Annotated in this window: 12 protein-coding genes and 1 rRNA gene; 6 read left to right on the top strand and 7 right to left on the bottom strand. The window is 56.0% G+C overall.

Going from position 1 to position 10,428, the window contains the following annotated elements; genetic code table 11:
- Positions 1-14 precede the first annotated feature (14 nt).
- Entirely contained in the window at positions 15-464 is a 450-nt protein-coding gene (locus G463_RS0107800; protein WP_026974715.1) for a GNAT family N-acetyltransferase, read from the top strand.
- An 18-nt stretch (positions 465-482) separates the two neighbouring features.
- Here G463_RS0107800 and G463_RS0107795 read toward each other — a convergent pair whose 3' ends face one another.
- The 3 genes from G463_RS0107795 to G463_RS0107785 form a co-directional block, all read right to left on the bottom strand.
- The gene (locus G463_RS0107795) at positions 483-1,274 is read right to left on the bottom strand and encodes an MltG/YceG/YrrL family protein (RefSeq protein WP_026974714.1); all 792 of its coding nucleotides are present in this window, start codon (positions 1,272-1,274) and stop codon (positions 483-485) included.
- A gap of 166 nt (positions 1,275-1,440) precedes the next feature.
- The gene (locus G463_RS19390; protein WP_051322075.1) at positions 1,441-2,241 is read right to left on the bottom strand and encodes an IclR family transcriptional regulator; all 801 of its coding nucleotides are present in this window, start codon (positions 2,239-2,241) and stop codon (positions 1,441-1,443) included.
- Positions 2,242-2,292: 51 nt separating this feature from the next.
- Positions 2,293-3,156: a 3-hydroxyacyl-CoA dehydrogenase gene (locus G463_RS0107785; RefSeq protein WP_026974713.1), complete on the bottom strand. Its 864-nt coding sequence runs from the start codon at positions 3,154-3,156 to the stop codon at positions 2,293-2,295.
- 256 nt (positions 3,157-3,412) lie between these two features.
- Between G463_RS0107785 and G463_RS19385 the strand changes: the two genes are divergently transcribed.
- Positions 3,413-3,925, top strand: coding sequence for a hypothetical protein (locus G463_RS19385; protein WP_051322074.1), 513 nt, complete (start codon positions 3,413-3,415; stop codon positions 3,923-3,925).
- A gap of 91 nt (positions 3,926-4,016) precedes the next feature.
- Here the strand turns inward: G463_RS19385 and G463_RS0107775 are convergent, their stop codons facing one another.
- The 3 genes from G463_RS0107775 to G463_RS19380 all read right to left on the bottom strand — a co-directional run bounded on the left by G463_RS0107775 (position 4,017) and on the right by G463_RS19380 (position 7,460).
- Positions 4,017-6,161 carry an ATP-dependent Clp protease ATP-binding subunit gene (locus tag G463_RS0107775; protein WP_026974712.1) on the bottom strand — a complete coding sequence of 715 codons (2,145 nt, stop codon included), beginning with the start codon at positions 6,159-6,161 and terminating at the stop codon, positions 4,017-4,019.
- A gap of 325 nt (positions 6,162-6,486) precedes the next feature.
- Positions 6,487-6,909 carry a universal stress protein gene (locus G463_RS0107770; RefSeq protein WP_026974711.1) on the bottom strand — a complete coding sequence of 141 codons (423 nt, stop codon included), beginning with the start codon at positions 6,907-6,909 and terminating at the stop codon, positions 6,487-6,489.
- A gap of 62 nt (positions 6,910-6,971) precedes the next feature.
- Positions 6,972-7,460, bottom strand: a complete 489-nt coding sequence (locus G463_RS19380; RefSeq protein WP_051322073.1) for a universal stress protein — start codon at positions 7,458-7,460, stop codon at positions 6,972-6,974.
- A 295-nt stretch (positions 7,461-7,755) separates the two neighbouring features.
- Here G463_RS19380 and G463_RS0107755 point away from each other — a divergent pair, with 295 nt between their 5' ends.
- The 4 genes from G463_RS0107755 to G463_RS23800 all read left to right on the top strand — a co-directional run bounded on the left by G463_RS0107755 (position 7,756) and on the right by G463_RS23800 (position 10,034).
- A complete protein-coding gene (locus tag G463_RS0107755) occupies positions 7,756-8,298 on the top strand; it encodes a PadR family transcriptional regulator (protein WP_026974710.1) in 543 nt (180 codons plus the stop codon).
- A gap of 110 nt (positions 8,299-8,408) precedes the next feature.
- The gene (locus G463_RS21695; protein ID WP_051322071.1) at positions 8,409-8,981 is read left to right on the top strand and encodes an MFS transporter; all 573 of its coding nucleotides are present in this window, start codon (positions 8,409-8,411) and stop codon (positions 8,979-8,981) included.
- Positions 8,944-9,513: an MFS transporter gene (locus tag G463_RS23805; protein WP_342663817.1), complete on the top strand. Its 570-nt coding sequence runs from the start codon at positions 8,944-8,946 to the stop codon at positions 9,511-9,513. The genes G463_RS21695 and G463_RS23805 overlap by 38 nt, the downstream gene beginning before the upstream one ends.
- Positions 9,510-10,034 (top strand): MFS transporter, encoded by a 525-nt coding sequence (locus G463_RS23800; protein WP_169725442.1) that lies wholly within the window; start codon positions 9,510-9,512, stop codon positions 10,032-10,034. Before G463_RS23805 ends, G463_RS23800 begins: the two co-directional genes overlap by 4 nt.
- Positions 10,035-10,281: 247 nt before the next feature.
- Here G463_RS23800 and rrf read toward each other — a convergent pair.
- A 5S ribosomal RNA gene (gene rrf, locus G463_RS0107745) occupies positions 10,282-10,398 on the bottom strand.
- Between the last annotated feature and the right edge of the window lie 30 nt (positions 10,399-10,428).

Below are 10,428 nucleotides of genomic sequence, written 5' to 3'. Positions count from 1 at the left end.
GGAAGCGAGATGCCTTGGGGAACGTACGGATTGGAATCTGTGCGCCATCGCAATTGGATAAAGCGTTTGAAGTACGCCGACGCGTCTTTGTGGAGGAGCAAAATGTGCCGGAAACACTGGAGTTGGACGAATTCGATCACCATCCAGAGACCGTGCACTGGATTGCGTGGGATGCCGACGGCGCGGCCGTTGGGACGGCTCGCATGCGTCCTTATTCAGCATCGGCCACGGGCAAGGTGGAGCGGGTTGCCGTACTGGCTTCCCACCGCGGCGTTGGCATCGGCAAACTGCTGATGATGGCCGTTGAAGCGGAGGCCCGCAGTCGAGGCTACCGGGAATTGCGGCTCAATGCCCAGTGTCACGCACAGCGGTTTTACGAACAGATGGGCTACATCTCTGAAGGATTTCCGTTCGAGGAAGCGGGGATTCCGCACATTGCCATGCAAAAGCCGCTGTCTTCCTGAAGGATGAAAAAGCCCGCGTCAATGCGCGGGCCCCTGTTTCAGCACCTGTAAGATTTCATTCTCCGTCATCCCGGTCCGAAACTTGTACGTTCCGGGGTGTACATCCTTGTCAACCCCTGTTTTCTTCATCAGCATATCGAACGAAATGGCATTGTCGACCAAGTGCTCACTCTGCAAGTACTTGGACAGATGGTACAAAGACATGCCCGGTTGCAGTGTGAAAGTCATCGTCTTGGCCGTCCGCACTTCGGTGGCTCCAGATGTTGTGTTCGACGGCGTATTGGAGGCTTTGGTCGTGTTTGCCGCAGGCGCAGCGTTCGACGCAGCCGTGCGAATCACAACGGGCTGTTGCACCACCCGTTCGCCTGGCCGATGCAGGACATACCCCACCAGCACGGCACAAACCATCGCCGCAGCCAGCGCCGTGTTGCGAATCCACGGTGTCTTCCAGGCCGGGGCCGTGAACATTGCCGTGACGGCTTCAAGCTGCCATTGTCGCTGGCGGCACAAGAGCCGCACGTCCATTCGGCGAACCCCTAACGCAAGGCGCACGTAGAATACAAACGTTTCGCCATTGTCCCGCGTGTGAGTCGCGAACACCTCCCCACGGTGCAGGGCTTGCCACAATGCTCTGTGCTCAGGTTCCGTGTCCTCAAACAGACTGCCGGGCGATTGGAGGAACGGTTTCAGTTCCTGCACAAATGCAGCTTCCGGATAATCCGGAAGTCCGAGTTCCTTGATGGCATGAGAAAACGAGCGGTGGATCACCGATTTCAACAATGGATGGGTCGTTACATGATATGCCAGCACTTCGCGCCACCTTTTCTTCATTCGCTACGTCATTCATCATCTGTGGATGAACGCGGTTCAGCCATTCGTGCGCGGTCGAGACCGCCACGAATGGCACGCACATGTCTGATAGATACCATAGAATTCGATAGAGGCCAAGGGGTTATGAGGGTGGCGTGCGAACGGCTCAGGGATTTTCCGAAGCATCCGGGATGGCGCGACGGGCCGCCTGCCACCCATTCCACTCCGACAGTCTGCGGGTGGTTTCCACCAATACGTTCACCGCTCGCTCGGCTTGAGACGGCGTCACCTGAGAGGTGACCGCCAGACAGGCCAGGACGAACTCAACGTTCCCCTTCTTGTCGAAAATCGGCGCAGAGAACGATGAAATCCCTGGCGTGAAATCCCCATGGGACACCTCGTACCCCTGATTCCGAATGGTCTGCAATCGACTGGCCAGCTTCTCCAAATCGTCCGGAGACTGCACTTCCCGAAGCAGACCGTCATCGGCGAGTTTGCGCCACGCGGCCTCGTCATCGTAGGCCAGGAAACAGCGCCCGAACGCAACGCTGCCAATGGAAAACTGTTGACCAATGGAAACCGATATCTTCACATCGTCATTGGGGGCTTCCTCGGATCCGATGTAAATCAAATGATTGTCCTGCAGTCGCTCAATCAACACCGTGGTGAATTCGGTGGCGTTGGCGACCCTGCGCAGTTCGGAGAGAAAAAGGGCCACCGCGTCATTCAATTCCATCGCTCGGTTTCCCAGTGGAATCAGGTAAGGACCAAGGCTGTATTTCTTGGTCTCCGGATGGAACCGAACAAAATCCTCGCGCGCCAGCGTCCGCAGTACGCGCAGACAGGTGGTTGGGTTCGCTTGCAGCAAATCGGAAATCTCCTTCAGCGAACACCGCCTGTATTTGAAGCGGCTGAGCAATTTCAGCACGCGCATGGCCAGTGCAACTGACGGCACGTGATATTCCATCCATACCCCTCCACACGCAGCACACCACAAAATCAAGTACGCGGCCGGAAATCACGCCTTCGGCGCTGTGTAATCGTAAAAGCCGCGTCCCACCTTGCGCCCCAAGCGCCCCGCCTTGACGTATTTCTCCAAAATCGGCGCCGGCCGGTAGGTCTCTCCGAGCTTTTCATGTAAGTATTGCATGTTTCGCAGTCGAGTGTCCAATCCTACCAGATCGGCCAATTCCAATGGCCCCATGGGATAATTCAACCCAAGCTTGATGGCTTTGTCGATATCCGCCGCAGAGGCCACCCCCTCCTGCAGCATGCGCATGGCCTCATTCCCCACCAGACAACTGATGCGGCTGGTGACAAACCCCGGAAACTCGTTCACCTCCACGGTTTCCTTGCCCATTTGTTCCGCCACGGATCGCGCAACGGCATACGTTTCGTCCGATGTGTCGAGGCCCCGTACAATTTCCACCAACTTCATCTTAGGTACGGGATTGAAGAAGTGCATGGCGATGGTTTTGTCGGCTCGCTTCGTGGCGGCCCCGATTTCCGTGGGACTCATGGTCGAAGTGTTGGTGGCGAGCACTGTGTGCGGCGGACAGTGGGCATCCAGTTGCTGAAACACAGCCACCTTCAACTCCATCTTCTCGAGCACCGCCTCAATGACCAGATCCGCGTTCGAAGCCGCTTGTTCCAGCGATGTGGTGGTCTCCATTCTGGCCATGGCAGCACGGACATCCGCCTCGGTCAGCTTCTGACGCGCCACCGCCTGCGCCAGGTTCTGTTCAATGTCTGCCAGCGCACTTTGCAAAGCTGCCTGCGAGATATCCTGCAAGGCCACTCGAAAGCCGCCCACCGCCGCAGCGTACGCGATGCCCCGTCCCATGACGCCTGCGCCAATCACCGCGATGTTGTTCACCCGCATTCCACTCACTCCCCCTGTGTTCGTGCGGGATTGCCCACTACGAACTGCAGTTCATATTTGAATGACACGTTCGTATATAAAATTACGTACAACAAGCGTACTGCATTTTGATAACGCTTTCAATCGTCGTTGTCACAGGAATTCTGCTCATCCATCCTGCCATCGGGCGCATGCCTCTGCTATGATGGGGATATCCTTGTGTGAAACGCGAACTGTGGAATGGACATCATCCCGGCGGATGGAAATGGAGGGTCTGATGTTGACGTACGTGCTGCTGGTTGTCATTGTCATCCTGCTTGTGGTGTTGATTGGCCAACGAGGCCGCCGTTGGAGCAACCCTCGTCCTGACGTACGACCGGGGTACTATGACGCGCCGACATACCAACCGGAGTATGATTCGTTTGAGTCGCGGTTTGGCGGCGCTGGCACGTTTTTGGGTGGAATGGCCGCGGGGGCGCTGTTGACGTGGCTGCTGGAGCAGGGACGAATCGATGCTGCGCAGTACGACTACTTCAACAGTCTCGATGATCAACGAATGTTGGACGAACTGATGCAGCAGAACATTCTCCAACAACAAGAAATTGACGCGCTGCAGCGACAGGTGATGGACTATGGAGGATATCCGGGGAATGCCGGCCCTGATTTCGTCCCACCGACAGAAAGCAATCCGTTCGACACCGTCGACTACCGTCCGGACGACTTCGGCTACGATGACCGAAACGACAATTACGACGGATACAACGGCGACAATTCCAGCGACTGGATATAGAGAAAACGGGGATTGCTGTTTGAATCAGCAATCCCCGCTTGGGTTACCGAAAACGAGAAAGAATTTATGAACGCCGCGTCCACTGGTCGCATCACTTCGAGCGCACAACCACTTCGTCGTTCACCACGTCCACGGTCAAAGCGCGGATGTCGGGGTGTTCGAGCAGGATATCCGCCATCGCATCTTCCACATGGCTCTGCACGGCGCGACGCAGTGGCCGTGCGCCAAATGCAGGGTGATACCCCAAAGCAACCAGCTTCCGTTTGGCCGCGTCCGTGACCTCCAGGGCAATTCCGCGTTCCTTCAGACCGGAGCGCACGTCTTCGAGCAACAGGTCGACAATCTTCATCAAATCCCCTTCCTGCAACTCGTTGAACGGTACAATCGCGTCAAACCGGTTCAAGAACTCGGGTTTGAAGTACGCACCCAGCGCCTCAAACGGCTTAGCCGCCTGTGCCTGTTTTCCATCGACTCCAAACCCGACGGTCACCTTCCGGTCTGCGGCACCTGCGTTGCTGGTCATGATGATGACTGTGTCCTTAAAACTCACCGTCCGCCCTTGACTGTCGGTCAGACGGCCATCATCCATAATCTGCAGAAAGATGTGTTGGACATCCGGGTGCGCCTTCTCGATCTCGTCCACCAGGATCAAGCTGTACGGATTGCGACGCACGCGTTCCGTCAGTTGGCCCGCTTCCTCAAAGCCTACATATCCCGGCGGAGAACCAATCAGTTTGGAAACACTGTGTTTCTCCATGTACTCACTCATGTCGAGGCGAATCAACGCATCCTTGGTACCAAACAACGCCTCCGCCAGGCATTTTGCCAACTCCGTTTTACCCACGCCGGTCGGTCCCACGAACAGGAACGACCCGATGGGCCGTGTGCTTGCCTTCAACCCGGCGCGACTGCGTCGAATAGCCCGCGTCACCTGTTTTACCGCCTCCGGCTGACCAATCACTTGGCGATTCAAGCGAGATTCAAGATCTTTCAATTTCGCCTGTTCATCGGCCTGCAGTGCCTGTACCGGGATGCCGGTCTTCTCTTCGATGATGGCCTCGATGTCCGCCACGGTCACCACCGGCCGCACCCCCTCCGTCTGCACCTGCTGCAACTGTGCCCGGAGCCGCTGTTCCTCGTCGCGCAATTTTGCGGCTTCCTCGTATGCCTCGCGCCGAGTCGCATCGTCCTTTGCTTTCAACACCTGCTCCAGACGGGTGCGCAGTTCATCTGCTCCCCCCGCGTTGGTTCGCAGATTCACCTTCGATCCCGCTTCATCCAACAGATCGATGGCCTTATCCGGCAAATAGCGATCCTGAATGTAACGCTGGGACAACCGCACACAGGCCTTGAGCACGTCGTCTGGATAAGAGACATGGTGGTATGCCTCGTACTTGTCCCGAATTCCCTTCAGAATCTTTACAGCCGCCTCTTCAGAGGGCTCGTTCACCATCACGGGCTGGAAGCGACGTTCCAGCGCCGCATCCTTCTCAATCTGACGGTATTCTTTCAGGGTCGTGGCACCAATCACCTGAATGTCGCCTCGCGCCAAAGCAGGCTTCAACAGGTTTCCGGCATCCATCGATCCCTGGGCCGATCCGGCGCCGACCAACAGGTGAATTTCATCGATGAACAGGATGACATCCTGACGTGCTTGCAGCGATTCAATCAACTGCTTCATCCGTTCCTCGAACTGGCCTCGAATTCCCGTATCCGCAACCAGCGAGCCCACATCCAGCACATAAACCTGCTTGCCGCGCAGTTTGGTGGGAACTCGCCCTTCCACGATGTTCAGCGCCAATCCCTCTGCAATGGCTGTCTTGCCAACGCCCGGCTCCCCAATCAGCACGGGGTTGTTCTTATTTCGACGATTCAGAATTTCAATCACCCGGGCAATTTCCCGGTCGCGTCCAATCACCGGATCGATCTTCCCCTGCTTGGCCAGGTCCGTCACATTCCGACCAAACTGGTCCAAGAATCCACCACCGCCGCCAACGCCCCGATTCCGAGCTGCAGGATGCATCGTCAACGGTTGCCGTTCCTGGGGGATACCCATGACAAATCCCTGCAACCACTCCTCCAACGGAAAGCCGCCGAACGCCCCTGCGGAAATCGGTGATGTGGCACGCATTTGTTCGTAGCAATCGGCGCACAGATGCATCCGTTGCACGTGTTGGTTCACGCGGACCTGCATGCCGATGGTAGCAGCGTTAACCTTGCAAACATCGCATTTCATGACTCATTCCTCCTCAATCAAAAGTTTGTCAATGTCTTTCGCCTTCTCATTCTCGTTCTCGTTCCACAGACCGACACGCAAACATTGTCCACGCCTGCGGTTCCGATGTCTTTCTACAATTTCTTTCGCCTCAACTTCTCGCTATACGAATTGACTTTGATGAACTTTGACCTTTTGGTGATGAAGATTTTTGACTTTGACTTACATTGACCATTATAGCATGTTCGCTCTTTTGTGCAACCCCTGGTACCCAAACTCGCGTGATGCCATGCATTCATTGATAAAATGGGGCGCCGCTTCCGGCGCCCCTGATGGCGCTCTCCATTTATTTCACAACCAGCACCGGCACGTGTGCTCGATGCAGCACGGCGTTGCTGACACTGCCAATGAGCAGTCTGTCCACGGCGCCGCGACCGTGAGATCCGACAACAATCAGGTCCACCTGCGCCTCCTTCGCCATGTCGCAAATGACCAGCACCGGTTGCCCCAGGCGTTGTTCGAAGGTCATGCGCTGCGCAAACTCGGCAAAATCCCGCTCCACGTTTTCCTTGATCTCATTTCCGACCTTTTCGTAATAAGTGGTCACGGTATCCGGAATGACAACCATGCCGTCGCCGAGCGGCAGTGGTTTGATGACATGCAGTACAATCAGTTGTGCCTGCGGATATGCGCGCAACAGGGATTTTGTCATTTCACCCGCCTTGGCTGCAGAGTCCGATCCATCCGTTGCGAACAGAATCTTGTCCATTTTTCTCCATCCTTTCCCCATATTCATCCTATCCACCGATTTGTTGAGTGTCCCGATTGCCCTCAGCCACCCTGACTCAGGGTGGCAGACACCGCATCGTGCGTCTGTCCCTCAGCAGGGTTCCAGTCCTTCACCACCAAGACCGGAACATGTGTGCAATACAACACGCCGTGGCTCACGCTGCCGGTCAACAAGGGATCTGGCTGCCCCTGTGCTCGACTTCCCAAAACAATGAGATCCATGATGTGTTCCTCGGCGTACAACCCAATGGTGAGCGCGATGGGGCCATACAGATGTTTAAAGTACATACGTTCTTTGTGATCCGAGGTGCGAAACCATTCGTCACGGGCCATTTTTTCAATTTCGCGCGCTCTGCGCTCCTCATACTCCCGTTCCGTATCGGTGATCTCGTCCATCCTCGCCATTCCTGGGTCGGATACATAGACTACGTGCAGTTCCGCATCTGGCCAAGCGCACAGCAAATGGTTGACCATGTTGACGGCTTTCAGTGATGAAATACTTCCATCGGTCGCATATAGGATGCGTTTCATGGGAATTCATCTCCCGAAGTCAATGACATTTTCTTTCGTGCGCGCGAACGGTTTGCGCAACATCGTTCCTGTGATCAGTGTAACTGAAGCGGTTGCACGGGGTCAGACCCAAATGGACCAATGCGGAGATAGTCCGTTTGGAGGGGGAGTGTTCTGATAGTGAACAAATGCCCCACCGTCGACCTTCTTGCGAAGTTATATCGTATCGATATATCATTTCGTTATATCAGGGAGATATATCAGGGAGATATATCAGAGAATACATCGGATTTGGTGACGGTTGGAGGTGAAGGATGTGTACGAACTGTTCGTTCTCGGAGAACTCTGGGATAAGCCATTGCACGGCTACCTCCTGCAAACTATATTTTCCAACCAACTCGGACGCCAAGTTAGCTTCGGTGTCCTTTATCCGGCGCTGCGCAAGCTCGCGTCGGAAGGATTCATTCGCGAGCGCACGGAGGAACACCGCGCACAGACAGGTCGGCCACGTAAGGTATACGCCATCACGGACAGAGGCCGACAACGCTTCATTGAGTTGATGAATCAACCGATTGAGCCTGGGCCCGACGCCGAAATTGTCTTCCGCATCAAGTTATCGAAATTCGGCTACGTCGCGACCGACGTTCAGCTCAAGGTGCTCCGTAACTATCGCGGATGTCTGGAGCAGGAGTTGGATTGGGCTAGGCGTCGCCAACAGTTCATTGAATCACACCCAGACATCAGCGAACGAGAACGACCACACATCTTACGGGCTATTGCACATCGGATCCACATCGTTCGCGCGGATCTCGCATGGGTAGAAGACGAGATGGTGCATATCGAGTCGAGCGGCGCGTGAGCTAAAGACTAGGATTTCGTCGTATCGGGAATTCTCAAACTCCACGGCTCGGACAATCGGGCGGCTCTCATCGTCCCCTGTAAACTACACACAAGGAGGAGTACATATCAATGTCACACGCATCCGGTAATGATTTATGGGTTCAGCCGGGACACCATCAGGCAGGACATCAATGGTGGGCGCTGGCCGCCGTATGCTTCGGTCTTTTCATGGCCCTTCTAGACGTGACGATTGTCAATGTTGCACTTCCGACCATCCAGCGCGATCTCACTGCACCGTTTGACGATCTGGAATGGGTGGTCAACGCCTACACGCTGGTCTTCGCAGTGGCGCTGGTCACCTGTGGACGCCTCGGTGACATCTTCGGACGCAAACGGGTGTTCATATGCGGCCTGAGCGTGTTCTCGCTTGGATCCGTCCTTTGCGCTCTGTCTGGAGACATTCACCTGTTCGGCCTGTCCCACTCGGCAGTGCTGATTGCCGCTCGTGCTGTACAGGGGCTCGGCGGTTCGGCGATGGCGCCACTTTCGCTCGCCATCATCTCGGCGACGTTCCACGGTCGTGAACGTGGTACGGCCATTGGCATCTGGGGGGGGCGTGAGTGGCCTTGCAACCGCCATTGGTCCGCTCATTGGCGGCGTTTTGGTGGAAAAGGTGAACTGGCAGTCCATCTTTTGGATTAACGTGCCCATCGGCGTCGTGGGTATTGCATTGTCGCTCTGGGCGATTTCGGAGTCGCGTGACGAACGCGCGCCGAGGAGCATCGACTTGTATGGTCTTGTCACCGTAACAATGTTCTTGTTCTGTCTGGTGCTTGCATTCATCCTGGTCAACCATCCGGACAAAGGATGGACGTCACCTTACATCCTTACACTCTTCGGTATCGCGCTGGTTTCATTGATCGCGTTTGTCGTGGGCGAGCTTTTGCTCAAACATCCAATGCTGGATCCTCGTCTATTCAAGAATCCGAGCTTTACGGGTGCAGCGATTGCCGGTTTCACCCTGTCGGCTGGGTTTTATGCACTGTTTTTCTTCCTTACGATGTTCTTCCAAAACCGTCTCAGTTTTAGCACGCTGGAGACAGGGCTTCGTTTCCTACCGATGAGTGGGTTGGTTTTTGTCGGTGCACCGCTGGCGGGACGGCTAACGGACAAAATTGGACCGAAGTGGGTACGACCGGCATGGGCTTGCTCACACTGGGCGTCCTCCTCATGACGCGTATCGGCGGTGTATCGACTCCGTCAGAGTGGGTCTGGCTGCTCCCCGCATTCATTGTTGCTGGCATCGGCAATGGTGTCGTGAACCCGCCAATCTCTGCCGTCGCGGTCGGTACTGTGGAGCCTTATCGGGCGGGTATGGCCTCGGGGGCAAACAACGTCTGCCGTCAGGTCGGATCGGCGTTCGGCATCGCGTTTCTCAGTGCACTTTTATCTAAGCGTTATGACACCTTGGTGCAGAACGGCGTCGCAGCGCTGCCAACGCCGGGCCTGTCGGACTCGGCGAAGGCAAGCATCGTCCAGGGTATTCAATCCGCCGGTACCAATGCCGGCAGTACGGGCCTCCGAGGAGAACCGAATCCGTACATCCACAACCCGCTATTTCCCAAACTATCTGCGTTGGCCCAAACGTCTTTTGCGACCGCCACGGCGGACATCCTGTGGGCAGCTGCCATCACCCTCTGTGTTGGCTTCGTCGCGGTCATGATTCTCGTGCGCCGACAGGATTTGAAGCACTGAAGCCGCACGAAAATGACGCCACGGGAACCTGTGTGGCCACGTATAGAGACTGGCGCAGCAATACGCTGGCGCCAGTCTTCCTTTTCACTATGTGTGTTCGGCAGGTACGACATTCTGCACGGAGTAGCGGCACGGCGGATGCGGGCGGATTGGCACGTCAGTTATGGGTCGTTGGACCCGTTCTTCCAATGCCGGGCAGAACACAAAAAGCCCAACAGGAGATGACCTGTTGGGCTCATGTTCCTTCGCCTGGCAGCGTCCTACGTTCCCAGGGGCTCCCGCCCCAAGTATCCTCGGCGCTGGAGGTCTTAACGGTCGTGTTCGGGATGGGTACGCGTGTTTCCCCTCCGCTATCGCCACCAGACCCGGTTCGTGGGTGTCTGCTCACTCCTGC

It is taken from the genome of Alicyclobacillus contaminans DSM 17975 (genome assembly GCF_000429525.1).
Lineage (GTDB): Bacteria > Bacillota > Bacilli > Alicyclobacillales > Alicyclobacillaceae > Alicyclobacillus_A > Alicyclobacillus_A contaminans.
Note: the sequence above shows the minus strand (reverse complement) of the source record. Positions and strands in the feature narration are given on the sequence as shown.

What these genes read in the sequence shown, in the direction of transcription:
- G463_RS19390 (WP_051322075.1), bottom strand. Translation starts at nt 2,241, where the DNA reads ATGGAATATCACGTGCCGTCAGTTGCACTGGCCATGCGCGTGCTGAAA.
- G463_RS0107785 (WP_026974713.1), bottom strand. Translation starts at nt 3,156, where the DNA reads ATGCGGGTGAACAACATCGCGGTGATTGGCGCAGGCGTCATGGGACGG.
- G463_RS19385 (WP_051322074.1), top strand. Translation starts at nt 3,413, where the DNA reads ATGTTGACGTACGTGCTGCTGGTTGTCATTGTCATCCTGCTTGTGGTG.
- G463_RS0107775 (WP_026974712.1), bottom strand. Translation starts at nt 6,161, where the DNA reads ATGAAATGCGATGTTTGCAAGGTTAACGCTGCTACCATCGGCATGCAG.
- G463_RS0107770 (WP_026974711.1), bottom strand. Translation starts at nt 6,909, where the DNA reads ATGGACAAGATTCTGTTCGCAACGGATGGATCGGACTCTGCAGCCAAG.
- G463_RS19380 (WP_051322073.1), bottom strand. Translation starts at nt 7,460, where the DNA reads ATGAAACGCATCCTATATGCGACCGATGGAAGTATTTCATCACTGAAA.
- G463_RS21695 (WP_051322071.1), top strand. Translation starts at nt 8,409, where the DNA reads ATGTCACACGCATCCGGTAATGATTTATGGGTTCAGCCGGGACACCAT.
- G463_RS23800 (WP_169725442.1), top strand. Translation starts at nt 9,510, where the DNA reads ATGACGCGTATCGGCGGTGTATCGACTCCGTCAGAGTGGGTCTGGCTG.